Annotated in this window: 21 protein-coding genes and 1 other annotated feature; of the genes, 15 read left to right on the forward strand and 6 right to left on the reverse strand. The window is 44.3% G+C overall.

Translation table 11 applies throughout. The features are described 5' to 3' along the window. Nucleotides 1–10: 10 nt before the first annotated feature. Nucleotides 11–487: a ribonuclease regulator gene (locus OCV30_RS02765; RefSeq protein ID WP_065680317.1), complete on the reverse strand. Its 477-nt coding sequence runs from the start codon at nt 485–487 to the stop codon at nt 11–13. 317 nt (nt 488–804) lie between these two features. Continuing rightward, nucleotides 805–923 (forward strand) — a sequence feature (Thr leader region). A 29-nt stretch (nt 924–952) separates the two neighbouring features. Here OCV30_RS02765 and thrA point away from each other — a divergent pair. The 3 genes from thrA to thrC are packed head-to-tail and all read left to right on the forward strand — an operon-like array spanning nt 953 to nt 5666. Then, complete coding sequence (gene thrA / locus OCV30_RS02770) at nt 953–3412, forward strand: bifunctional aspartate kinase/homoserine dehydrogenase I (RefSeq protein ID WP_065680316.1); 2460 nt, start codon at nt 953–955, stop codon at nt 3410–3412. A 17-nt stretch (nt 3413–3429) separates the two neighbouring features. After that, complete coding sequence (thrB, locus tag OCV30_RS02775) at nt 3430–4386, forward strand: homoserine kinase (protein WP_065680347.1); 957 nt, start codon at nt 3430–3432, stop codon at nt 4384–4386. Beyond that, nucleotides 4383–5666, forward strand: a complete 1284-nt coding sequence (gene thrC / locus OCV30_RS02780) for a threonine synthase (RefSeq protein ID WP_065680315.1) — start codon at nt 4383–4385, stop codon at nt 5664–5666. The genes thrB and thrC overlap by 4 nt, the downstream gene beginning before the upstream one ends. A gap of 78 nt (nt 5667–5744) precedes the next feature. Here the strand turns inward: thrC and grcA are convergent, their stop codons facing one another. Then, on the reverse strand, nt 5745–6122 hold the full coding sequence (gene grcA, locus OCV30_RS02785; protein WP_065680314.1) for an autonomous glycyl radical cofactor GrcA: 378 nt from the start codon (nt 6120–6122) through the stop codon (nt 5745–5747). A 324-nt stretch (nt 6123–6446) separates the two neighbouring features. On the opposite strand from grcA, the gene nfo reads away from it, so the two are divergent. The 3 genes from nfo to OCV30_RS02800 all read left to right on the forward strand — a co-directional run bounded on the left by nfo (nt 6447) and on the right by OCV30_RS02800 (nt 9337). Beyond that, nucleotides 6447–7355 (forward strand): deoxyribonuclease IV, encoded by a 909-nt coding sequence (nfo, locus tag OCV30_RS02790; protein ID WP_065680313.1) that lies wholly within the window; start codon nt 6447–6449, stop codon nt 7353–7355. A gap of 663 nt (nt 7356–8018) precedes the next feature. Next, nucleotides 8019–8699 (forward strand): uracil-DNA glycosylase, encoded by a 681-nt coding sequence (gene ung / locus OCV30_RS02795; RefSeq protein WP_009848417.1) that lies wholly within the window; start codon nt 8019–8021, stop codon nt 8697–8699. 86 nt (nt 8700–8785) lie between these two features. Next, nucleotides 8786–9337: a hemerythrin domain-containing protein gene (locus OCV30_RS02800; protein WP_065680312.1), complete on the forward strand. Its 552-nt coding sequence runs from the start codon at nt 8786–8788 to the stop codon at nt 9335–9337. A 152-nt stretch (nt 9338–9489) separates the two neighbouring features. Here the strand turns inward: OCV30_RS02800 and OCV30_RS02805 are convergent, their stop codons facing one another. Further along, nucleotides 9490–9678: a DUF3545 family protein gene (locus tag OCV30_RS02805; RefSeq protein WP_009848419.1), complete on the reverse strand. Its 189-nt coding sequence runs from the start codon at nt 9676–9678 to the stop codon at nt 9490–9492. Nucleotides 9679–10389: 711 nt separating this feature from the next. On the opposite strand from OCV30_RS02805, the gene OCV30_RS02810 reads away from it, so the two are divergent. After that, complete coding sequence (locus OCV30_RS02810; protein WP_009848420.1) at nt 10390–11820, forward strand: alanine/glycine:cation symporter family protein; 1431 nt, start codon at nt 10390–10392, stop codon at nt 11818–11820. Between the two features lie 277 nt (nt 11821–12097). Next, nucleotides 12098–12874 carry a peroxide stress protein YaaA gene (gene yaaA, locus OCV30_RS02815; RefSeq protein ID WP_017080261.1) on the forward strand — a complete coding sequence of 259 codons (777 nt, stop codon included), beginning with the start codon at nt 12098–12100 and terminating at the stop codon, nt 12872–12874. Between the two features lie 180 nt (nt 12875–13054). Here yaaA and srmB read toward each other — a convergent pair whose 3' ends face one another. Together srmB and OCV30_RS02825 are read right to left on the reverse strand one after the other, a co-directional pair. Further along, entirely contained in the window at nt 13055–14320 is a 1266-nt protein-coding gene (srmB, locus tag OCV30_RS02820; RefSeq protein ID WP_009848422.1) for an ATP-dependent RNA helicase SrmB, read from the reverse strand. Nucleotides 14321–14427: 107 nt separating this feature from the next. Continuing rightward, the gene (locus OCV30_RS02825) at nt 14428–15156 is read right to left on the reverse strand and encodes a tRNA1(Val) (adenine(37)-N6)-methyltransferase (RefSeq protein WP_065680311.1); all 729 of its coding nucleotides are present in this window, start codon (nt 15154–15156) and stop codon (nt 14428–14430) included. A gap of 314 nt (nt 15157–15470) precedes the next feature. On the opposite strand from OCV30_RS02825, the gene brnQ reads away from it, so the two are divergent. After that, nucleotides 15471–16784: a branched-chain amino acid transport system II carrier protein gene (brnQ, locus tag OCV30_RS02830; RefSeq protein WP_065680310.1), complete on the forward strand. Its 1314-nt coding sequence runs from the start codon at nt 15471–15473 to the stop codon at nt 16782–16784. A 154-nt stretch (nt 16785–16938) separates the two neighbouring features. Here brnQ and fldB read toward each other — a convergent pair whose 3' ends face one another. After that, the gene (fldB, locus tag OCV30_RS02835; protein WP_009848425.1) at nt 16939–17460 is read right to left on the reverse strand and encodes a flavodoxin FldB; all 522 of its coding nucleotides are present in this window, start codon (nt 17458–17460) and stop codon (nt 16939–16941) included. Nucleotides 17461–17610: 150 nt separating this feature from the next. Between fldB and xerD the strand changes: the two genes are divergently transcribed. The 6 genes from xerD (at nt 17611) to vpsR (ending at nt 25740) form a co-directional block, all read left to right on the forward strand. Further along, entirely contained in the window at nt 17611–18525 is a 915-nt protein-coding gene (gene xerD, locus OCV30_RS02840) for a site-specific tyrosine recombinase XerD (protein ID WP_009848426.1), read from the forward strand. Between the two features lie 26 nt (nt 18526–18551). Continuing rightward, on the forward strand, nt 18552–19331 hold the full coding sequence (locus OCV30_RS02845; protein ID WP_065680309.1) for a thioredoxin fold domain-containing protein: 780 nt from the start codon (nt 18552–18554) through the stop codon (nt 19329–19331). A gap of 80 nt (nt 19332–19411) precedes the next feature. Beyond that, nucleotides 19412–21148, forward strand: coding sequence for a single-stranded-DNA-specific exonuclease RecJ (gene recJ / locus OCV30_RS02850; protein WP_012603262.1), 1737 nt, complete (start codon nt 19412–19414; stop codon nt 21146–21148). A gap of 251 nt (nt 21149–21399) precedes the next feature. Next, nucleotides 21400–22498 (forward strand): peptide chain release factor 2 gene (prfB, locus tag OCV30_RS02855; protein ID WP_100208942.1). Its coding sequence is split into 2 segments (ribosomal slippage): nt 21400–21474 and nt 21476–22498, totalling 1098 coding nucleotides; the frame shifts between segments, so codons are not numbered across the junction. Nucleotides 22499–22596: 98 nt separating this feature from the next. Next, complete coding sequence (lysS, locus tag OCV30_RS02860) at nt 22597–24129, forward strand: lysine--tRNA ligase (protein ID WP_009848430.1); 1533 nt, start codon at nt 22597–22599, stop codon at nt 24127–24129. Between the two features lie 276 nt (nt 24130–24405). Next, a complete protein-coding gene (gene vpsR, locus OCV30_RS02865) occupies nt 24406–25740 on the forward strand; it encodes a cyclic-di-GMP-binding transcriptional regulator VpsR (protein WP_009848431.1) in 1335 nt (444 codons plus the stop codon). Nucleotides 25741–26058 lie beyond the last annotated feature (318 nt).

Raw genomic sequence — 26058 nt, forward strand, 5'->3', positions numbered from 1 at the left:
GTGGGATAGATTAGAAGCGAAACCCTAATCCTACCTCAACACCTTGTTGCCACTCTTCATAATCAAGGGTGGCATGCATATCTAGATTTTCGGTTAGCTGCACGCGGCTGGAAAGCTCTGCGGCTACCGATTTCTCACTGTCTTCTGTTTCATTGTTATAGGTGTGTAGAGAGCTGTTGAAAGAGACTCTTTCGGAAAACTGATAACTAACACCACTCAAGAATCCACTCTCATTTTTCAGTGCAGCAGTGTTGATTCGTGTACCGACATAAAGATCCACATCAGAAAACAAGCTATAAGAATAACCACTGTCTACTGTCCAAGTATCAAAGCTTTCACTCGATGTACTTTGCGTGGAGATAAAAAACTTATGGGCAGAGCTATCGATTTGACTGGGGAGCAAAGGCAAACTGCTCAGTAGCGGTAAACTGTTCGCTGAACAAACAACAGGCATAGCAAAGACTAAAAGAATAAGTAATCTCTTCATTTCCCACTCCTGATGTCATTATTATTGTTTTTCGAACGTTATTGTTCAATTAAAGCACAGGAATTGTATGTTCGCTGTACTATCGATAGAGCATTTTGTTATGACTATATATGCAACTGATTACTTCTGTTTGTTTGATGAGTTAATCCAGTCTCTGAATGGCAGGTTGATGCAGGGTGTTTTATCTCTTAAATGAAGGTTTGCTCTGAAAAACGGTGTGAATGTAAAAAAAACGCAACTTTTCATTGACGCATAGTAGTAAAAATTGATACACGTAGAGTAAAGCACAAGCAGAGAATTTGATATGCAGCATGTAAGCCACCTAGTAATGACCACCACCATTATTATTACCGACATTCACATTGTTGGGGCAGGCTGCTAAGTAACAGATTTTAAAAAAAAGGCCTGTATCCAACAAGATACAGGCCTTTTTTTGTACCATTTTTATGACTTATGGAGAAAGGGATGCGCGTTTTAAAGTTTGGAGGTTCATCATTAGCTGATGCAGATCGTTTTTTACGAGCGGCTGATATCATCGCTAATAATGCCCAGCAAGAAGAGCTAGCCGTTGTACTATCGGCTCCAGGAAAAACAACCAATAAGTTGGTCGCTGTTATTGAAGCTGCACTGAAAAACGGTGAAGCTGACACACAGATTTCAGAGATCGAATCATCATTTTCTGCACTGTTTGCAGAGATTCAAGCGGTATTGCCGTCAGTAGATGGCTCTGCGTTTCAAGAGCAAGTCGATACCTCTCTTGCTCAACTTAAGCAGTTCGTGAATGGTATTAACCTACTGGGCATGTGCCCGAATCACGTAAATGCTCGCATCATTAGTAAAGGTGAGCGAGTTTCAATCCAGCTAATGAAAGCGGTGCTGGAAGCGAAAGGCCAACCAGCAAGTCTGATTGACCCTGTGGAATACCTCTATGCTCAAGGTGATCATCTTGAAGCTATGGTTGATGTGGATATTTCAACTCAGAACTTCCGCCAATCACCGCTTCCTAGAGGTCACGTAAATATCATGCCGGGCTTTACTGCTGGTAATGAAAAAGGCGAGCTAGTAACGCTTGGCCGTAACGGCTCTGACTACTCAGCTGCAGTTCTAGCGGCATGTCTACGTGCTGATTGCTGTGAGATTTGGACTGACGTCGATGGTGTTTACAACTGTGACCCACGCTTAGTGGATGATGCCCGTCTTCTTAAATCGCTAAGCTATCAAGAAGCGATGGAGCTTTCTTACTTCGGCGCTTCGGTTTTACATCCGAAAACTATCGCTCCGATCGCACAATTCCATATTCCTTGCCTAATCAAAAACAGCTTCAACCCACAGGGTGCAGGTACTTTGATCGGCCAAGACACTGGCGAAGATAACCTAGCAATCAAAGGCATCACTACGCTAAGTGACCTAACGATGGTTAACGTATCAGGCCCAGGTATGAAGGGTATGGTAGGCATGGCGAGTCGTGTATTCGGCGCGATGTCTTCTGCCGGCGTTTCTATTGTCCTTATTACTCAATCTTCTTCTGAGTACAGCATCAGCTTCTGTATTGAATCAGCTGACAAAGTGAAAGCGAAGCAAGTGCTATCAGACGCGTTTGAACTTGAACTTAAAGATGGCCTATTAGAGCCTGTTGAGTTCATGGACGATGTCGCGATTGTTACGCTAGTGGGTGACGGTATGCGTACATCACGTGGCGTTGCTTCTCAGTTCTTCTCTTCTTTAGCTGAAGTGAACGTTAACATCGTTGCTATTGCTCAAGGCTCTTCAGAGCGTGCTATCTCTGCCGTTATCCCTGAAGATAAAATCTCAGAAGCAATCAAAGCGTGTCACGAAAACCTATTCAACTCTAAGCACTTCCTTGACGTATTCGTTGTTGGTGTTGGTGGTGTTGGTGGTGAGCTTGTTGACCAGATCCAACGTCAACAAGGCAAACTGGCTGAAAAAGGCATCGTGATTCGCGTATGTGGTTTAGCAAACAGCAAAGGCTTGCTGCTAGACAGCGATGGTCTACCGCTAGAGCAGTGGCGTGACCGTATGTCGAGTGCGACTGAAGAATTCAGCCTAGCGCGTTTAGCGGCACTTGTTCAACGTAACCACATCATCAACCCAGTGTTGGTTGATTGTACATCTAGCGAAGGTATTGCAGGGCAATACGCTGATTTCCTAGCGGCTGGTTTCCACGTTGTAACACCAAACAAAAAAGCCAACACAGCAAGTATGGCTTACTACCATCAGCTTCGTGAGGTTGCACGTAACTCTCGTCGTAAATTGATGTACGAGACAACAGTAGGCGCAGGTCTACCAGTAATCGAAAACCTACAGAACCTAATCTCTGCAGGTGATGAGCTTGAGAAGTTCAACGGCATTCTTTCTGGTTCACTGTCTTACATCTTCGGTAAGCTGGATGAGGGTATGACACTCAGCCAAGCAACCAACATTGCTAAAGATAACGGCTTCACTGAGCCGGATCCTCGTGATGATCTGTCTGGTATGGACGTTGCGCGTAAGCTGCTTATTCTTGCTCGTGAAGCGGGTATGGCACTTGAGCTTGAAGATGTTGAAGTTGACCAAGCATTGCCACCTGGTTTTGATGATTCAGGTACGGTTGACGAGTTCATGGCTCGCTTGCCAGAAGCGGATGCATACTTCAAAGAGCAGTCAGCTATCGCAGCAGAAGAAGGCAAAGTACTTCGTTATGTGGGTGAGATCGCTGAAGGTAAATGTAAGGTTCGTATCGCAGCTGTTGATGGCGATGACCCAATGTTTAAGATTAAAGATGGCGAGAACGCTCTGGCATTCTACAGTCGTTACTACCAGCCAATCCCACTCGTTCTGCGTGGCTACGGTGCAGGTACTGAAGTTACAGCAGCAGGCGTATTCTCTGATGTGATGCGTACTCTTGGTTGGAAATTAGGAGTTTAGGAATGAGTTCAAGTGATATGGATGTTGTTGTTTATGCTCCTGCATCAATCGGCAATGTCAGTGTAGGGTTTGATGTGCTGGGGGCCGCTGTGTCTCCAGTGGATGGCACATTGCTTGGTGACCGAGTAATGGTTAAAGCCAGTGATGAACCATTCTCGCTAAAAACAGCAGGCAGCTTTGTTTCTAAGCTGCCAACTGAAACCAAAGAAAATATTGTCTACGACTGCTGGGTTGTGTTCTCTCGCGAGTTAGACAAGAAAGGGATCTCAGTTAAGTCTCTTGAGATGACGCTAGAGAAGAACATGCCTATCGGCTCTGGTTTAGGATCAAGTGCATGTTCAATTGTCGCGGCGCTTGATGCCTTGAACCGTTTTCATGGTCAACCGTTGAATGAAACTGAACTGCTTGCTCTGATGGGTGAAATGGAAGGTAAGATTTCAGGTGGCATACATTACGATAACGTAGCGCCATGTTACCTTGGTGGTGTGCAGCTTATGCTTGAAGAATTAGGAATCATTAGCCAAGAGGTTCCATGTTTTGACGATTGGTATTGGGTTATGGCTTACCCGGGCATCAAGGTCTCAACGGCCGAAGCGCGAGAGATTTTGCCTTCTCAGTATCGCCGTCAAGATGTGATTGCCCATGGTCGTCATTTAGCAGGCTTTATTCATGCTTGTCACTCTGGTCAGCCAGAGCTAGCCGCTAAGATGATCAAAGACGTGATTGCTGAACCATATCGTGAGAAACTGCTTCCAGGGTTTGCTGATGCACGCAAATATGCAACGTCAGCAGGAGCATTAGCTACTGGAATTTCTGGTAGTGGCCCTACGCTATTTAGCATTTGCAAAGAACAAGATGTCGCCGAGCGTGTTGCACGCTGGTTAGAACAAAATTATGTACAAAACGAAGAAGGATTCGTCCACGTTTGTCGCTTAGATAAGCAAGGTTCGATCGTTACAGGAAGTGAGTTATGAAGCTGTACAACATCAAAGAAAACGATGAGCAAGTCTCTTTTGGCCAAGCCGTTCGTCAAGGTCTAGGCCGTAACCAAGGTCTATTTTTCCCATCAGAGCTGCCTAAGTTCGATGACATCGATGCACTACTTGCAGAGGACTTTGTCCCTCGTAGTTCAAAGATTCTTTCTACTCTAATTGGTGATGAGTTACCAAAAGAACAGATTGATCAACTAGTGGATGCGGCATTCCAATTCCCAGCTCCGATCAACCAAGTGAAAGACGGCGTTTACGCACTTGAACTGTTTCACGGTCCAACGTTAGCATTTAAAGATTTCGGTGGCCGTTTTATGGCCCAATCTTTGGCTGCGGTTTCGGATGGTGGTCAAATCACTATCTTAACGGCTACATCGGGTGATACTGGCGCGGCGGTTGCACACGCATTCTACGGTATGGAAAACATCAACGTTGTTATCCTATACCCGAAAGGCAAGATCAGCCCACTGCAAGAAAAGCTATTCTGTACGCTAGGTAAGAACATTCACACTGTAGCGATTGATGGCGATTTTGATGCGTGTCAGGCACTAGTAAAAGACGCGTTTGACGACGCTGAACTGCGCAAAGAGATTGGCTTGAACTCAGCAAACTCAATCAACATCAGCCGTTTGATGGCTCAGATCTGTTACTACTTTGAGGCGGCTTCTCAGCTAACCAAAGAGCAACGTGAAAATCTGGTTATCTCTGTACCAAGTGGTAACTTTGGTAACCTAACTGCGGGTCTATTAGCGAAAGCGCTAGGCTTACCAGTTAAACGCTTCATTGCAGCAACCAACGAAAATGACACGGTTCCTCGTTACCTAGAAACAGGTCAATGGGATCCAAAACCAACGGTTGCGACAACATCGAACGCGATGGATGTGAGCCAACCAAACAACTGGCCACGTATCGAAGAGCTTTGCCAACTGAAAGGTTGGGGACTGGATACTTTGGGTAAAGGTAAAGTATCTGATGAGCAGAGTGCTGAATCAGTACGTGATCTAAAAGCTCAAGGCTACCTGTGTGAACCTCATGGTGCGATTGCTTACCGTCTATTGGAAGAGCAACTGCAAGAGAACGAGACAGGCCTGTTCTTATGTACGGCACACCCTGCGAAATTCAAAGAAGTGGTTGATGACATCTTAGGTACTGACATTGAACTTCCTGGTCCGTTAGCAAAACACGCGGTAATGGAGTTGCTGTCTGAAGATCTAGATAACGATTTTGAAGCGCTAAAAGCAGTGCTTCGTCGACTTCAGCCGTAACCTACATCGGTATTGTTGAACAAATAAAAACGGCGCTCAATGAGCGCCGTTTTTGTATTCTAATTCAAGCTCTAAAAATTATAGAGACTCAGTGAACGTACGTGCGATAACGTCACGTTGCTGTTCAGTAGTTAGAGAGTTGAAACGTACAGCGTAACCCGATACACGGATAGTTAGCTGTGGGTAGTTCTCTGGGTGAGCAACGGCATCTTCTAGCGTTTCACGCTTAAGAACGTTAACGTTTAGGTGTTGACCACCTTCGATGCGTGGTGCTGCTTCGATAGCAACTTCACGGCTTTCGTACTCGCCTAGGTCTGTTGCTGAGATAACTTGGTCAGCTTCGAAACCTGAAGTAGCAACAACACAACGAGCTTCGTTCTTCTCGTTGTCTAGTAGCCAGATTGAGTTTAGTAGGTCGTCGTTTGCTGCTTTAGTAATTTGAATACCTTGGATCATAACTATCTCCTAGTCCACTTTATGTGGTTTGATTATGGTGTTAACTTTCGAATTTCATTGAGCTGAGTAATATATACCTAGTTTGTGGTAGTTTAATATTGATTTAAGTCAAAAAACAACCAAAAACCTCATTTTTTTAAAGGTGATTACTTTGAGTTAAATCAATAAAAGCTTTGAAAACAAAGTATAAAAAATATTTTAAAGTATAAAAAATATTTAACAGTGGCATTTGTTGTAAATTTACTACATTTGTTGTGTTTTTATTGACCTGTAAGTGATACGACCCTTTAATTATTAAGCATCCTGAAAGTGTAAAGTGATTTAATGACAAACAATAATTCATCTTCAAAACCTGAAACTAATATTAAGTTTATTGGTGCGCATGTGTCTGCTGCGGGCGGTGTTGATCAGGCGCCAATGCGCGCAAGAGAGATTGGCGCCAATGCTTTTGCACTGTTCACCAAAAACCAAAGACAGTGGGCAGCAAAGCCGCTAGAAGCCAAAACCATCAGCGCCTTTAAAGCCAACTGTAAAATGTTAGGTTTTAGCGCTGAACACATCCTTCCTCATGATTCCTACCTTATTAACTTAGGAGCACCAGAAGAAGAGAAGCTAGAGAAATCACGTGCGGCTTTTATTGATGAAATGGAGCGTTGTAATCAACTTGGACTAACGCTTTTGAATTTTCATCCTGGGAGTCATTTAAAGAAAATCTCAGAAAGCGAATGTTTGGCTAAGATCGCTGAGTCGATTAACTTGGCTCACCAAGCGGTGCCTGATGTGATTGCGGTGATTGAGAATACCTCAGGGCAGGGCACGAACCTTGGCTGGAAGTTTGAGCAACTAGCAGAGATCATCGACCAAGTAGAAGATAAATCACGCGTCGGTGTGTGTTTAGACACTTGCCATACTTTTACAGCCGGTTATGACCTACGAACAAAAGAAGCATGTGATCATACTTTTGCTGAGTTCGACCGCATTGTCGGCATGCACTATCTAAGAGCAATGCACATCAATGATTCAAAAGCTGAGTTTGCAAGCCGTGTAGATCGACACCATTCTTTAGGAAAAGGCGAAATAGGCTGGGATTGTTTTGAGTATATAGCCTCTGATTCGCGCTTTAATGGTATCCCTCTTATTTTAGAAACCATTGATTCGACTATCTGGAAAGAGGAAATTCAACAACTTAGGATGTTCCATCGCTCAGCAACGCTAGCGAGCGAAGAAGCGTAATAATAGAGGGGATAATTAATTTCCTTCTACTCCTAAAAATTGGCACCTTTCTTTCATAGTATTAAAGTGAATATGTAGTTCACGATGTCTTAGAGGAGGTGCCTTTATGTATTCACAAGCCCAAACTTCAACTGTATCTGCTGCTCGCCGTTTACCGACCCCAAACCGTCATGTGCATAACCACGGTCACCACCGTACACAGCAGAAAAGTGGTTAATCGAGATAAACACAACTTGAACTGATTATTATGATTCATCAACAAGTGAACCCTACACATCATGTTTATTGATAGCTGTATGAGGTATAAATAGGGCGTGTTGATCTTTCGAGCTGATTTTTGCAGCGAGTTGCTGGGTATTTATACAAGGCAGAGGCTTTGACGTGTAGCTAGCCTACATGAGAAGCCGCTAACGCAGTAGAAATGACCAGCAAACGCTGCCCGGAGGGTTCGGCTAAAAGCGTTTTACTCTTTGTTGAGGGAGATTTGCTTAGAATGACTAGGCTACTTCTCCCTCGCCGCGATTAAAACGCTTTTATCTCGAACAAAATTTAACCACGAAAGGTCAACACGCCCTAAAGCCTTATTTAGGACAGTTAGCCGATACAGCTATTTTTTTGTCTGGCGAAAGCCGCTAGAAACCTTGATGATTGGGAAGTAAAACGATGAGCGCACCAAAGACTTGGGAATCCATTATTAATGATGAACGTGACAAAGAGTACTTTCAGAGTGTCCTCGCGTTTGTTGAACAGCAACGCAATAGTGGGAAAACCGTCTACCCTCCTCAAGAGCTGGTGTTCAGTGCCTTCGATATGACGCCTTTCGAGTCCGTACGCGTGGTTATCCTAGGGCAAGATCCTTATCACGGCGCTAACCAAGCTCATGGCTTAGCTTTTTCTGTACTGCCAGGTGTAAAAATCCCTCCTTCTCTACGTAATATGTACAAAGAGCTTGCGCAAGATATAGAGGGCTTTGAGATCCCGAGTCATGGCTACCTCGACACTTGGGCATCTCAAGGGGTGTTAATGTTGAATACGGTACTGACAGTAGAAGAGGCAAAAGCACACTCACATGCTAAGTGTGGTTGGGAAACCTTTACCGATGCCATTATTGCAGAGCTCAATCAGCGCTCTGAACCGATCATCTTCTTGTTGTGGGGCGCACACGCCCAGAAGAAAGGCCAAGCGATTGATGCAGACAAGCACCATGTGTTGGTTGCACCTCATCCATCACCATTATCAGCACGCCGTGGTTTCTTCGGTTGTCAGCATTTTTCGATGACCAACGAGCTACTCTCTTCTATTAATCAACAGCCTATCGATTGGACATTACCACTGGCACTGTAGATTGATGGTTTTCTGAGCAGGGTCAAACCACAAATTGCTATCTTCATATACACTTATAAATAGTAGGTGTAATGGAGTGCAATACTATGATGATTGAAAGGATAAGACGAGAGCATGGCTATATGGCTCGTTTGCTCGCGATACTCAACAATAAGTTAGAGCTTCTAAAACAAGAGCGAGAAATAAACTATAGCCTGATCGCAGAGGTGGTTCATTATCTGATGAACCATTCAGACAAGGTGCATCACCCGAAAGAAGACGTTATTTATCGTTACTACCTCAAGCAATACGGCAGCGATCAAATGATTGAAGACTTGGAGCTGGAACATCAATTGCTTTCCGAGAAAACGGCGGACTTTTTAGGTGTGGTCGATATGATCCTTCAAGATGCGGTCGTTCCTCAACAAGTATTTATTGATCAGCTTGAAGCTTTTGTTAAAGCTCAACGAAAACACATGGAATATGAAGAGAAGCATGTGTTACCAATGATTGTTGAGTCGTTCACGGTTAAAGATTGGCAAGAGGTGGAGTCTCAATGGCTTCAACCTGAAGACGACCCTGTGTTTGGAGAGACAATTGCTGATGAGTACCGCCAACTCGCGGCTCGCATTCGACAGAATGAACAAGAGTGCGTTTAGCCAGTTGTCATGTTGAAGCGTGACTATTTTAGATGCTCTCTATATTAGAGGGCTAGTTCCCAAATGATGCTTTGAGCGGATTAAATACCTCATAAAATAAAAAAGGCACCTATTACAGGTGCTTTTTGCTATCTGATTTCTTATCGTGCTGATTAAAGCTTTATATCGTCAAGGCTAAAATCGAGACCTAGGTTCATCTCTCTAAGCTCTTTCTCAAGCTGTCTGCGATCATTGATTGCCTCAATTTCACGCCATTTACGTTTGAGTGGTTTAGAGCGTGTTTTTTGAGTGGTACGAGGCATTTCTAGTTCTGATAATTCATCGAATTGAAAGCTATCCATAAGCATATCTCCTTCCGTGGGATTCGTTCTTACGAACCATTAAATATCATATTTAAGTTCACAATAACCTTGATTTGTTTCTCATTTGTTTCAAATATATGAAGTTTTTATTCTGTTTTATTATGCATGCTCACACATTTCGGGGATTTTTGTGTACAAAAAACAAGCAAACAAACTTAAGTAAACGATTAAATTAGGGGGGATTGAATGTTAATTCATTGTGCAAATGGAATAGCATTTTGACTACAGTGCATTTAAGTGCGCATTGTGCCGTGTAGTATAGGGATCTCATTACCCTAGAAAAAAACACAGATCTTCACTATACCTTGTAAAACCTAGGCTGACGTCATTTTTACGGGATGGTGTTTTTGTTTTTATAGTACCTTAGTTTTTGTTGATATTATGTCCCGACAATGTGACTTTTATTAGGCGCCATTGTTGAAAGTTGTGTTAACAAAAAGTTTCTTATTAGTGAAATGTCATTTTAATATGTGTTTATTTTCATATTGATTTTTAGGCCGTCTCGCTGCATTATCCGCCCGTCAAAAAATACACCGATACGTAAAATGGATGCATGAAGCGACATTTACAATCTAGATCGCAACAAATAAATATAAATCTAATGCCGACACAACTATTGACACTGGCATAGGTGATCTAGAGGAAGGCTAGGAAGCAAGATCGGTGCTTAAACTCAATTACGAGGTTCACGTGACAGACTTAATCAATTTGATGAACGATCTCCTTTGGGGATCTATCTTAGTTTACTTACTCGTTGGTGTGGGTATCTACTTCACTGTACGACTAGGTTTCATTCAATTCCGCCATTTCGGCCACATGTTTTCTGTTCTTAGAAACAGCCGTAAAGCAGACAGTGCAGGTATCTCCTCTTTCCAAGCACTTTGTACTAGTCTAGCAGCACGTGTCGGTACGGGTAACATGGCTGGTGTTGCTGTAGCACTAACCGCTGGTGGCCCTGGCGCTATCTTCTGGATGTGGCTAATTGCCATGCTAGGTATGGCAACATCGTTTGCAGAAAGCACACTGGCACAGCTATACAAAACGCGTGATAACGACGGTAACTACCGCGGCGGCCCTGCATACTACATGGAGAAAGGCCTAGGTATGCGTTGGATGGGGGTTCTATTCTCTATCTTCCTAATCATCGCATTCGGTCTTGTATTCAACGCGGTTCAAGCGAACGCGATTGCAAGTGCAATGAACACGGCATTCGACTTCGAGCGTAGCTACGTTGGTGTTGGTATCGTTATTATCTCTGCATTCGTTATCTTCGGTGGTATCCGTAAGATTGCTCGCACTGCAGAAATCATTGTTCCAATCATGGCACTGGCTTACTTAGCTATCGCTATCTACGTAATGCTAATGAACATTGAGAAAGTGCCTGAAGTTCTGGCTCTTATCTTTAAGAGTGCCTTCGGTCTGCAAGAAGCAGCAGCGGGTGGCCTAGGTTACGCAATCGCACAAGCGATGATTAACGGTATCAAACGTGGTTTGTTCTCGAACGAAGCGGGTATGGGTTCTGCGCCAAACGCAGCAGCTTCTGCTACGCCTTACCCACCGCACCCAGCATCACAAGGTTACGTGCAAATGCTAGGCGTGTTCATGGACACGATTGTTATCTGTTCTGCAACAGTAGCAATCATCCTGATGTCTGGTGAGTATGTACCGCACGGTGAAGTAACGGGTATCGAACTAACGCAACGTGCACTAACAGCACAAGTTGGCGAATGGGGCGGCATCTTTGTAGCGGTAGCGATTTTCTTCTTCGCTTTCACTTCAATCATTGCAAACTACTCGTACGCTGAAACGAACCTTATCTTCCTAGAGCACAACAACAAGAAGGGCCTAGTGCTGTTCCGTATCGTTGTACTGGGTATGGTTATGTTCGGTTCTCTCGCGACACTGCCAACGGTATGGGCATTGGCTGACGTATCGATGGGCCTAATGGCGATTGTGAACTTGGTAGCGATTATCTTGCTATCGGGTATCGTGATTAAGCTAGCGAAAGACTACAATCGTCAATTAGATGCGGGTAAAGTACCCACGTTCGATGCGGATGATTTCCCAGAGCTTAAAGCTCAATTGGAAGATGGTATTTGGGTTAACAACAAGAAGAAGTAATCTTGTTGGAGTGATTCATCACTCATCCTAAAATCATTGAAAGGCTAAGGTTTCGACCTTAGCCTTTTTCTTTGCCTGCGATTTCTATCTGTCTGCGATTTTTCTTGGTGAGTAATTTTTGCTTTGTCTGCGATCTTTTCTTTATTAGCGATTCTTCTTTGTAAGCGACTTACAGCTAGATCTGTCTATCAAAGTAATAGGAAGAGTCATAAAGACAAGTTGATGTTTTTTCTATACTCTAGCTGCATCCAGTTAGATAACCGATTAGGGTAAAGTTATGTTAGTTGTCGTTTCTCCAGCCAAGACATTAGATTACGAATCACCATTAGCGACTGAGCGCTTCAGCCAGCCAGAGTTTGTTGAGCACTCTGCAGAGCTTATTGAAGTGTGTCGTAAGCTGACACCTGCTGATGTATCAGCATTGATGAAGGTAAGCGATAAGATTGCTGGGCTGAACGTAGCGCGCTTTGAGCAATGGAGCGAGACCTTTACCCAAGACAATGCACGTCAAGCAATCCTAGCCTTTAAGGGCGATGTGTACACTGGCCTAGATGCTGAAACACTGTCGGACGATGATTTTGACTACGCACAGAATCACCTGCGCATGCTTTCTGGCCTATATGGGTTATTGAAGCCATTGGATTTGATGCAGCCTTACCGTCTAGAGATGGGCACACGCTTAGCTAATGAGCGTGGCACTAACTTGTACCAGTTCTGGGGCAATATCATCACAGATAAGCTGAATGAAGCGTTGAATGCTCAAGGCGATAATGTGTTGATCAACCTAGCATCGAACGAATACTTTAAAGCGGTGAAGCCGAAGAGCCTTGATGGTCAAATCATCACGCCAGTTTTTAAAGATTGCAAGAATGGTCAGTACAAGGTGATCAGTTTTTACGCGAAGAAAGCGCGTGGCATGATGGCTCGCTACATCATTGAGAACAAAATCGATTCAGTGGAAGCGCTAACCAAGTTTGATACCGCGGGTTACTACTTCGTTGAAGAAGAGTCGAACGCGAAAGAGTTAGTCTTCAAGCGTGAAGAGCAAAACTAATAGCTCTTGGTTAATTAGTCACTCTTGGTTAACGAGTTACTTCGGCTTTAGCCTGTAATTAAACTTAGAGACGAGTTATTTAGCCTGATAACAGGCCAGACAATAATAAGCCAGACAAAGAAAAGCCCCATGCAGATAACTGCATGGGGCTTTTTATTGAATCATTGAAAGGCGGTTAGATTACTTGTTCTTAACGGCTTTCTTTTTCTTAGCGATTTTCTTTTTCTTAGCAATTTTTTGCTTAGCCACCGCTTTCTTATCTTCTTTCTTCGGTTTCTTTTTCTTCGTTACCGCGGCTTTCTTATGCGTTGGACGCATGCCTTCGATGAAGCGTTCTTTGATCGCATCTTCAGTGTAACGAGCCACACGTTCAATCATTAGTTGATCGTGCGCTTCAATGATAGAAACCGCGTTACCTTTCTTACCTGCACGAGCCGTACGACCGATGCGGTGTAGGTAAACATCTGCTGTACGCGGCATGTCGTAGTTAATAACGTGGCTTACATCTGGAAGGTCGATACCACGAGCTGCGACGTCAGTTGCCAGCAGTACGTTGATAGAACCATCGCGGAAACGAGAAATCGCGTTGTTACGACGATCTTGAGGCATTTCACCTTGGATCCATACACACGGGATCTGTGCACTTTCTAATTGAGCTCGTAGGTCACCTAGGCGGTCACGAGTCTTCAAGAAGATGATGCTGCGTTCAGCTTGCTCTGTGATGATATGTTTTAGGATATCAAGCTTGTGCTTAGCTGAATCGGCACGGTGATACCATTGAGTGATCTTCTTACGTTCACGCAATGACGATTTTGCATCGATCTCTGCTGGATTTTTCAGAAGGTCTTCAGTGAAACCTTCAATACCTTTACCTTCTAGCGTTGCTGAGAACAGTAAAGTTTGTTTACGCCAGCGACACTCTGCAGACAGACGGTCAACAACAGGACCAAAGCCCATGTCTAGCATACGGTCAGCTTCATCGAGAACTAACCATTCAATCGCACGGCAGTCAAAACGCTCGCCTTCAATGTATTCCATTAAACGACCAGGTGTTGCGACTACGATATCTTGAGTTGTACTTAAGATGTCAGCGTGCTCCTGGTACATCACACCGCCCGTGATCGTGAAGATATTTAGGCTGGTGTATTTAGCAAGCTCACGTGCTTGTTCGGTGATCTGCATTGCTAGCTCACGCGTTGGCGTCAGGATAAGCATACGTGCAGGGCCAGATTTCTTACGTGGGAAATCCAGTAGGTATTGCAGTGCTGGCAATACAAATGATGCTGTTTTACCAGTACCTGTTGGCGCAGAAGCCAAAACGTCTCTTCCATCTAACGCTTGTGGGATTGCTTCAGCTTGTATCTGTGTAGGGCGTTCGTAGCCCATTTCGTCAATTGCTTTAAGCAGCTCTTGGTTTAGATCGAGTTCTGCAAAGGTTCTGATCACTGTTGTTTCTCCACAAGCAATAAATGTTTCTGCCTCAAAAAGCAGACGATAAAAAAGAGTAGTCGGACATTATAGAAGCATTAGTGATTAGGATCACATGGTATTTGCTACATCTTGAGATAAAAATCTTTAGTAAGGGCAATAAATGCCTCGCTATAACCGCCATCGTGATGGATCGTAAGCGATTCACGCTGCAAATCTTGCTCGCTAACAGGATCTTTAGATAGTTCAAACAGGATTCTGCTTGGCGGTTTTTTGTCGGTTGTTTTCACATCAAGGCGCTTTGCTAGGTACCAACCACATTGTTGGGCAAGCTTGATGAAGCCTTCTCCTTCGGACGTCGGCAGTATAAAACTGGCAGTGGCGGCATCAGTCGTTATCTCGAAACAACGTTGGGCAAGTTGAAGGTGATCCAAGCTGTCGGTGTGTCTCGCGGTGGCTCTTTGGCTTTGCTGTGCCTGCACTCCAGAGTTGAAGTAGGGCGGGTTACAAATTATGGCATCAAATCGTTGCGAGAAATCCGCGGTTAACACGCTGTCGTGATGAAGGGAGATGCGATCTTGCCAAGGCGACCGCTCAATATTGACTGTGGCAGCATCAATGGCGTGCTGATCAATATCGATCGCAGAGATTGAAGCATCCTCAAAACGTTGTGCTGCCATTAAGGCTAATAACCCTGTTCCAGTGCCTATATCGAGTACTAATGATTCAGGGGCAAGGTTAATCCATGAGCCGAGTAGTACTCCATCTGTGCTAACAGGCATGCCGCTCTGTCCTCCGTAAATAGAGAACCTCTTAAAATTGAAGCTTTTAGTATTTATCGTTTTGTCTTTCATGAATATTCTGATTATCGAGATATTTTAAGTGATTAGCTCTAATGTTAACTATTTGTGTAAATTAATATTCTAATTGCTTATCTATTGTTGCTAACAATGGTTGGTTGATAATTATGTTAATCTGCGTATATTTAGTTTAATTCACTGCTTTTTGTTTATATATGCAAATTTATATGGCGTTTTTTTATGGTGACTTGCAGCTAGCCGAGTGTTTCGTCATTATGCGCGACTATTTTAAAGATTGATTGGCAGCTTCTCGCTGTAACATTCATGTAAGCACAACATAAACTCATAAATATAATTAAGGATTATCTGTGAAACAGAGTCTAAAACTAACAGATATAATGGCATTGGGCTTTATGCTTTTTGCGTTTTTCTTAGGTGCGGGTAACATCATCTTCCCACCTCTAGCTGGCCAATTAGCTGGTGATCACTTTCTTCCAGCGATGTCTGGTTTTCTGCTGACTGCCGTTGGTCTGCCGTTAATCACTATCGTCGCGGTCGCAGTGGCGGGTGGTTCATGGGGTCATCTAACGAAAGATCTTCCTAAGCAAGCAGCAACTATCATGGCTGTACTGATCTTCATCATCATCGGTCCTGCATTTGCTGCACCACGTACCGGTCTTGTTGCTTATGAGATGGCGGTGAAGCCGTTCTTCATTGATGCGACTCAAGTTCATCTAACTCTCTTTTCGATTGCGTTTTTTGTGGTAGCGATGTTCTTCTCATGGTCACAAGGTAAGCTTATTGACGTTATTGGCAAGGTACTTACGCCTGCACTATTCGTTGGTTTGGTTGTACTGGCAGTTGCTGTGTTCATTAACCCACAAGGTGATGTCCTTGCGGCTCACGGTGAGTACATCACTCAGCCACTGACCAAAGGTTTCCTTGAAGGCTACAACACCATGGATACTTTTGCTGCTTTGATGTTTGGCATGCTGATTGTTGACGCAATTCGCAGTAAAGGCGTGACTGACCGCGCAGCAACAACTAAGTACCTAATCAGTGCGGGTTGTATTGCGGCAGCGGGTCTAGCATTTGTTTACATCTCTCTGTTCTTCCTGGGCGCAACAAGCGCAACAGTTGCAGCGGGTGCAGATAATGGCGGCGCTATCTTAAGCTTATACGTCCAATCTTTGTTTGGCCCTTCAGGTCAACTCGTGCTTTCTGTGATCGTACTATTGGCTTGTCTAACGACGGCGATTGGCCTTGTATCAGCATGTTCTGATTACTTCAGCTCGCTAACGCCTCTGTCTTACAAGACCTGGGTAATCATCAACGGTGTAGCTTGTGCAACCGTAGCGAACGTTGGCCTTTCTCAGTTAATCTCTCTGTCTGTTCCAGTTCTGTTTGCACTTTATCCAGTAGCAATCGCATTGGTCGCACTGACATTCTTGCGCAGCCGTTTTCCTAATCCAAAAGCGGCTTACCGCGTAGTGGTATTAGTGTCTCTACTGTTTGCTCTTATCGATGGTGCTAAAGTTGCAGGTATGGATGTTTCTGCAATGAACATGCTGCCATTGTTCGAAATCGGTATGGGTTGGTTGCTTCCAACGACTGCCGCAATCATCTGTATGTTCTTCGTTGGTAAATCAACAGAGCAAGAGATGGCTGAAGAGACTGTTTAATCTTCCGTTGAGATGACATTGTCCTTCGACATGAAATAGAAAAGGCCTCATTATTTCGCAGTAATGAGGCCTTTTTGTATTCTGTGATCTTTTAATATTCTGCTACTTCGCTACTTCGCTACTTAGTAACTTAGCTGAGTGTACTTCTGTTTGGTTATAGCTTTTCGCTGTACTCAACCAGTACTTGTTCAACCCAGCTAGCGATACGGTCGTCGCTAAGTTCGTATTGTGAATCTTCATCAAGCGCCAAACCAACGAATTGAGATTGGTCTTCAGTGAGAGCTTTAGACGCTTCGAACTCGTAGCTGTCATCGTTTGGCCAGAAACCGACAAACTCTGCGCCAGCGATTTTCAGCTCATCATGCAATAGACCCATCGCATCTAAGAACCACTCGCCGTAGCCTTCTTGGTCACCTAAACCAAACAGCGCTACAACCTTGCCTTTCATTGGCGTGGTTGCAATGTCTTCCCACAGTTCATTCCAATCTTCTTGGATTTCACCGAAGTCCCAAGTTGAGATACCGAGCAGTAAAAGATCGTAGTCCGCCATCAATGAAAGAGGGGTTTCTTTCACGTTATGGATATCAACTAGGTCTTCACCAATAATGCCGCGAATTTTCTCTGCTGCCATTTCTGTGTAGCAGGTGGTTGAGCCGTAAAATAATCCAATTTTCATAGCAAACGTTCAATTTTAATTTCAGATGGCGAATTCTAACCATAAATCGACTTCGATTGCAGCGATTATCCGCTCAAGTCGTAATTTTTATGGCATTCATATTTGCTCTGGCATACTCTCAAAACAGTTTCCAATATTGTGAGTAACACTATGCAGTCGCCTCAAGGGCAGAGCGCAGACCACGGTCTAGTAGAACAGTTTTTAGATGCTATGTGGATGGAGCGAGGATTATCGGAGAATACGCTTGTCTCGTACCGTACCGACCTGTCTAAGCTTCTAACGTGGATGGAAAAGAACAATTACCGCCTCGATTTTATTAGTCTTTCAGGACTACAGGATTATCAAGGTTGGTTAGCCGATGCTGACTTTAAGCAGACTTCCCGTGCTCGTATGTTGTCGGCCATTCGTCGCTTGTTTCAATATCTACACCGCGAGAAAGTAAGAGCCGACGATCCTAGTGCGCTGTTGATCAGTCCAAAACTGCCGAAGCGCTTGCCAAAAGATTTGAGTGAAGAGCAAGTGGATTCGCTGCTTGAAGCGCCAGATCCAAACGATCCAATCGAGCTTCGCGATAAGGCGATGCTTGAGTTACTCTATGCAACTGGACTTCGTGTGACTGAGCTCGTTAGCCTGACCATGGAAAACATCAGCCTAAGGCAAGGTGTGGTGCGTGTGATCGGTAAGGGCGGTAAAGAACGCTTGGTGCCAATGGGCGAAAACGCCGTCGATTGGATAGAGACTTTTATTGAACAAGGTCGCCCACAATTACTCGGTGATAACAGCTCGGATGTGGTTTTTCCGAGTAAACGCGCGAAGCAAATGACTCGTCAAACGTTCTGGTATCGTATCAAGCATTATTCGGTTATCGCTGGTATCGACACGGATCTATTGTCACCACACGTATTGAGACATGCTTTTGCCACTCATTTACTGAACTATGGTGCCGATCTCAGGGTCGTACAGATGTTGCTTGGACATAGTGACTTATCGACCACCCAAATTTATACTCACGTGGCGACTGAAAGGCTGAAGCAAATTCACGCTCAGCATCACCCACGTGCTTAAATCCATTTATTTTTAAGGTGAACCTAATGAGCGTATTACGCCGTCTTCCTCTACTAGCGCTTCCTCTCATGATTACTGCATGTAATGCATCAGAAGCGAAAGTAGAAACAACATCAACAGCCGTAGAAGCTGCTCCAGCTCAAGCTATTGATACAGCTGCGTTAACTAAGCGTTTTGAAAAAATCGGTATTAAGGTCGATAAGATTGTTCCTTCGGATATCGATGGTCTTTTAGAAGTTCAAACCAACAGCGGCATTATCTTTTCTTCTCCAGAGGGCGATCACTTTCTAGCCGGTACACTTTACTCTTTGGATGAAAACGGTAAGTTCAGTGATGTTTTGGCTGAGCGTCAAGCTCCACTGAATGCTGAAAAAGTCGCAGCGATGTCGGATACGGTTATCGAATACAAAGCAGATAACGAAAAGTACGTTGTGACGGTATTTACTGACATTACGTGTGGCTACTGTGTTCGTCTGCACAGCCAAATGCAAGGCTACAACGATCTGGGTATCACCGTTCGTTACATGGCTTACCCACGCCAAGGTGCGACAGGACAAGTTGCCGATCAAATGGCGGCAATCTGGGCGTCTGACGATCCAAAAACAGCTATGCATGATGCTAAAGTCAATCGTCAAATGCCAGCGTCTGGTAAAGACCTAGCAGAGCAAAAGCAGACCATTGCCAAACAATACCAACTCGGTCGTGAGCTTGGCATCAATGGCACTCCGGCTATCGTGCTAGCAAGTGGTGAGTTGGTGAGTGGTTACTTACCTCCGGCGCAACTTATTCAGCGTTTAGAGCAGTAATCTTCATTTTTTTATTACCTATTATTCCCCCCTGTTTTTGATTTAAGGAGTGGCCTGATTGATATCAGGCCCATTTTTATATGATAGAGATCCAACGCCGTCCTGAGGTCGACACTTCAGTCTTACCTGCTCACTTACCTGACTTGTTAAAGCGCATTTATGTGAGTCGCGGAATCGACAGTGCTGACCAGCTAGAGACAGCTGCGAAAGGTTTGCACTCTTATCAAAAACTGGGCGGTATTGATGCTGCGGTTGAATTGTTGTTCAAAGCCATTCAGCAGCAAAAGCGCATCATCATTGTTGGTGACTTTGATGCCGATGGCGCGACAAGCTCCGCGTTGTCTGTGCTTGCTCTGCGAATGTTGGGCAGCTCTAATGTTGATTATCTGGTCCCCAATCGTTTTGAAGATGGTTATGGCTTGAGCCCTGAGGTTGTCGAACAGGCGATCGAACTTGGTGCTGAAGTGATCATGACAGTCGACAACGGTGTATCTTCAATTGACGGTGTTCGCTTTGCTAAAGAGAAAGGCCTTGATGTACTGGTTACTGATCATCACTTGCCTGGTTCTGAATTACCGATTGCAGATGCAATGGTCAATCCCAACCTAGAAAGCTGCGCATTTCCTTCAAAAGCGCTAGCCGGTGTGGGTGTCGCCTTTTACCTGATGATGGCATTGTGTGTTCATATGCGTAAGTTGGGCTGGTTTGCTCAACACGGAATGACAGAACCCAAGTTGATGGAACTGATTGATCTAGTGGCACTGGGTACTGTTGCGGATGTGGTACCACTTGATGAAAACAACCGAATCTTGGTACACCAAGGGCTACAACGCATTCGTGCGGGTAAAGCTCGTCCGGGTATTCAAGCCTTGATTGAAATTGCTAAGCGAGATGCTAAGCGTTTAGTTGCCTCCGATTTTGGTTTTGCGCTTGGTCCACGTATCAATGCGGCTGGCCGATTGGATGACATGTCCTTTGGTGTTGAGCTGCTAATGAGTAATAACATCCATGCCGCGCGTCGAATGGCCAGCGAGTTAGATGGCTTGAACCAAACACGTAAAGAGATCGAAGAGGGCATGAAACAAGAAGCGATGGCTTTTTGTGAGCGCCTTGAATTTGGTAAAGACGATTTGCCTTCTGGTTTGGCTCTGTTTCAACGTGATTGGCATCAAGGCGTAATTGGTATTCTAGCTTCGCGTATCAAAGACAAATATCACCGCCCAGTGATCGCATTTGCTGATGGTGGTGAAGGTAGCATTAAGGGTTCATGTCGTTCGATTCCAGGTTTGCACATGCGCGATGCGCTAGACAGAATCGACACTCAAAACCCTGGCCTGATCTTGAAGTTTGGTGGTCACGCAATGGCAGCCGGGTTAACCATTATGGAAAAAGACTTCGAGCGATTCAGCAAGATGTTTGATGACGTTGTGCGTAAAGAACTCGGTGAGACGGCACTTAAGGGCATTATCTTGTCTGATGGTGAGCTGCTACCTGAAGAGTTCTCAATGCATACCGCTGAAACATTGCGTTCAGGTGGTCCGTGGGGACAAGCTTTCCCTGAGCCCATCTTTGATGGTGAGTTTAAAGTTCTGCATCAAAAATTAGTGGGTGAAAAGCACCTAAAGTTAATGCTTGAGCCATTGTATAAAGGCCACCCGACCAATGTGATGATTGATGGTATTGCCTTTAATGTTGACCTACGTCGCTGGCCTGATGCCTCAGTGAAAACGGTACATCTTGCGTTTAAGCTTGATATTAACGAGTTTCGTGGCAATCAATCGTTGCAGTTGATGATTGATCATATCGAAGCGAAATAGTTGAAGCCAAATAGCGTTATCGTTCACTGAATGAGGTTCATCATTTAGTACCTAATCCAACAAGCTCTGTTCAAAAACAGGGCTTGTTTTCCTTTATTGCCTTACAAATTTTACGTGTTTTTTCTGCCCGTCAATTTTATATCCGATTAAGTTATTGAATCTTGGTGTACCACTCTAAAAAATTCTGTATCTCCGTCACACTTTTGAGTACAATTCTCCGGTTAAATTCTACTCATAAATGATGAGCTAAAATGTTTGAAATCAATCCTATAAAAAACCGTCTGCAGGATGTGTCTGAGCGCACAAATATCCTGAGGGGGTATCTTTGACTATGACGCAAAGAAAGAGCGTCTAGAAGAAGTAAACGCAGAATTAGAACAACCGGATGTATGGAACGAACCTGAGCGTGCTCAAGCGCTAGGAAAAGAGCGTTCAGCATTGGAAGCGGTAGTAGAAACGATCGACCAACTTGACCAAGGTGTTGAGGATGTTGATGGCCTATTAGAGCTTGCGGTTGAAGAAGAAGATCAAGAAACGTTCGATGAAATTGAGCCAGAACTAGCTGAGCTTGAAGCTAAGTTAGAGAAATTGGAATTCCGTCGTATGTTCTCTGGTGATCACGACGCATCAGATTGCTACATCGATTTACAGTCAGGTTCGGGCGGTACAGAAGCTCAAGACTGGACTTCAATGATGTTGCGTATGTACTTGCGTTGGGCAGATTCGAAAGGCTTCAAGACTGAAGTTATCGAAGTGTCTGATGGCGATGTTGCTGGCCTTAAAGGCGCAACAGTACGTATCTCTGGTGAGTACGCTTACGGTTGGTTACGCACAGAGACTGGTGTTCACCGTCTAGTTCGTAAGTCACCATTTGATTCAAGTGGTCGTCGTCATACTTCATTTGCTTCTGCGTTTATCTATCCTGAGATTGATGACAACATTACGATCGACATTAATCCTTCTGACCTACGTATTGACGTATACCGTGCCTCTGGCGCTGGTGGTCAGCACGTAAACACCACGGAATCGGCGGTACGTATTACTCACGTTCCAACTAACACCGTGGTTCAGTGTCAGAATGACCGTTCGCAGCATAAGAACAAAGATCAAGCGATGAAGCAGCTACGTGCTAAGCTTTTTGAACTTGAGATTCAAAAGCAAAATGCTGAAAAACAAGCGAGCGAAGAAACGAAATCAGACATCGGTTGGGGCAGTCAGATCCGCTCTTACGTGCTGGATGATTCACGTATCAAAGATTTACGCACCGGCATCGAAAACCGTAATACTCAAGCGGTTCTTGACGGTGACTTAGACAAGTTTATTGAAGCTAGCCTGAAATCAGGTCTGTAAGCTTTATCAACTATTAAGCTTTACCAATAATATTGGTAAAAATGCCTATATTTTCAAAAATATAGCTGTCCAAATTATAAAAGCAGGGTACATCTCAAATGACTGATGCTGTTCAAAACGAAAATGCACAAGAAGCTTCTTCACCTGAAGAGAACAAACTAATCGCTGAGCGCCGTAGCAAGCTGGATCATATCCGCCAAAACTGCAAAGCTAACGGTCACCCAAATGATTTCCGTCGTGAGCACCTAGCTGGCGATCTTCAAGCGGAATTCGGTGAGAAGACTAAGGAAGAGCTAGAAGAGCTTAACCACATCGTTGCGATCGCAGGTCGTATTATGGCGAAGCGTGGTCCATTTCTAGCGATTCAAGAAACTTCTGGTCGTATCCAAGCGTACGCAGCGAAAGACGTTCAAAAAGTACTGAAAGAGAAGTACCAAGGCCTAGATATCGGCGACATCATCGGTGTTAAAGGTGCGCTTCACAAGTCTGGTAAAGGCGACCTTTACGTGAACATGGAAGAGTTTGAATTGCTAACCAAAGCACTTCGTCCTCTGCCAGAGAAGTTCCACGGTCTAACTGACCAAGAAATGCGTTACCGTCAGCGTTACGTTGACCTAATCGTGAACGAAGACTCTCGTAACACATTCATCGTGCGTTCTAAGCTTGTGTCTTCAATCCGTAACTTCATGAGCTCAAAAGGCTACCTAGAAGTTGAAACGCCAATGATGCACGTGATCCCAGGCGGTGCAACAGCACGTCCATTCATCACTCATCACAACGCACTAGACATCGACATGTACCTACGTGTTGCACCTGAGCTTTACCTTAAGCGTCTAGTAGTTGGTGGTTTTGACCGTGTATTCGAGATCAACCGTAACTTCCGTAACGAAGGTCTTTCTCCACGTCACAACCCAGAATTCACAATGATGGAATTCTACCAAGCGTACTCTGACTACAAAGATCTAATGGATCTAACGGAAGAGATGCTAAGCACAGCGGCGATGGACGTTCTTGGTTCTACTTCTATGCCTTACGGTGACGAAACAGTTGAGTTCGGTGGCACTTACGCTCGCATGAGCATGTTCGATGCAATCAAACACTACACACCTGAAAATGCAAACATTCAAGCTCTGACTGAAGATGATCTTCAGAACAGAGAATTGATGGTTAAAATTGCAGAAGAAGTGGGTCTGTACGTTGAGAAGTTCTGGACATGTGGTCAGCTTCTTGAAGAGATCTTTGGTGAAACGGCTGAGCCTCAGTTAATTCAACCAACGTTCATCACGGGTTACCCAGCGGACATCTCTCCACTGGCTCGTCGTAGCGACAGCAACCCATTCTTCACAGACCGCTTTGAGTTCTTCATCGGTGGCCGTGAAGTAGCGAACGGTTTCTCTGAGCTTAACGATGCACAAGACCAAGACGAGCGTTTCAAAGCACAAGTTAACGCAAAAGACGCGGGTGATGACGAAGCTATGTACTACGATGCTGACTACATTACTGCACTAGAGCACGGCCTACCGCCAACAGCGGGTCAAGGTATTGGTATCGATCGTCTAGCGATGCTATTTACTAACACCCACACAATCCGTGACGTGATCTTGTTCCCGGCAATGCGCCCACAAGCGTAATTTTCGCTTATGGGGTGTTACTGCCCGTGTAATTTAAAAGCCACCTTCGGGTGGCTTTTTCGGTTTTTAGCGTCAAAACCTAGCTCGTACCGCACTCTTGATTCGAAAAATGATTATTTATGACATAGTCTTACCATTGAGACAAAAAATCTAAGATAGTCTCATTACTATACGTATCGGATCTGAATACGATCTTGCGGCAACTTTGTACCCGTATGATTCGTTTAACTCGTGTTAGCCTGATTGAAAAAAATAAAAACAGAATAAGGAAGAAGGATGGGAACTCAATTTAAGATGGATTCCTTACCAGGTTCTCTTATCGTCGTTGGTGGTGCGTACGAACCCTGGTTATCAGTGTTAGAACAAGTGGGTTGGCAATGTACCCAGTGTGCAGATTTACGAAAAGCCGATGCCTTAATTACTGATATTGGCCCCTGCATTGGCATTGTGGATCTTAGTCATGATGAGTTTAGCCTTAATGGTATCGCTAACCTCGTGAGCAACAACAAGCAAGTTCGATGGCTTGCTTTTATCCGTGAATCGCAATTGAGCTCAGATACAATCTGCCAATTTATCGTTAACTTCTGTATCGACTTTTTCACGGCACCAATCCCTGATGCTCAGCTATTGAGTACCATTGGTCATCAACTGGGTATGCTCAAACTTGAGCAGAAAGTATGGCCAAACTACGGTATTAACAACAATATGGGCCTACTCGGTGATTCTGTGGCGGTGAAACGCTTGAGAGACCAAGTCAAGCGAATTGGCCCCACAGATGTCAGTATTTTGATTTACGGTGAGAGTGGGACAGGAAAAGAGACAATTGCACGTTCCATTCATCAAAATTCATCGCGAGCTCAGAAACCATTTTTAACTGTGAATTGCCGTGCTCTATCTGAAATGAGGATAGAGACTGAGATGTTTGGTATTTCAGCCCCAGCAACGGCAGCGCCTTGTATGTTGGAAGAAGCCGATGGCGGAACCCTCTTACTCAACGATGTCCTAGCGATGCCTCGTAATCAACAATTGAACCTTTTACGCTTTTTACAAGAAGGGAAAATTGAAACCACGAAGGGAGCTAAGTCGGTTGATGTTCGCATTTTGGCTGCTAACTCTTCTGATATTGAAAAGGCATTGATCGAGGGCGACTTCAATGAAGAGCTTTATCATTACATCAATGTTCTGCGTATTCATGTTCCTAGCTTAAAAGAACGTGTGAGTGATATTTCAGTGCTAGCGAATCATTTTCTGCGTGAGTACTCAAAAGAGTTTAATGCGCAAGCGAAGAGCTTCTCAGACGATGCTATCCGCTCGATGAGTCGCTACCATTGGCCTGGCAACGTTCGTGAATTGATGAATCAGATTAAGCGTGTTGTGTTGATGTCTGATGCTGTCATCATTGAGGATCATCAACTGGATTTACCAAAACAGAATGATGAACGCCGCAGTCTGAAAAGTATACGTGAACGTTCAGAGCGAGATGCTTTACTCATTGTGTTGGAATCTTATGGTGGTCAAGTGTCTTTGGCCGCTAAGGAGCTTGGAGTTTCACGCGCAACTATGTACCGCTTACTCAATAAACATGGTCTTATATCTGAGGGCGTTGTTTAGAACGTTCTATTCATTGACTCTATCCGGTGAGTGAAAATTCAAGGGCCACGTATCATACGTGGCTTTTTTGTTTCTGAAGGATAGTCCGCTGTTCTATAGAGAGAGCCCTAAGATAGATATGCTGTGATTTTATATAATCATAGTGAATATGTTATATGTAAATGAATATGCAACTGATATTTTAGGCGAATGCATTGTTTTAAAAATGTTAACCAATTATCGGTTGAATAATATACTCACTTGGTTAGACTTTAACCGTGAAAGCAACGATTTAACAAAGACTTGTCTGCTTTTACTACCCCATTTCTTTTTGGATTT

Source organism: Vibrio atlanticus, assembly GCF_024347315.1.
Taxonomy (GTDB): Bacteria; Pseudomonadota; Gammaproteobacteria; order Enterobacterales; family Vibrionaceae; genus Vibrio; species Vibrio atlanticus.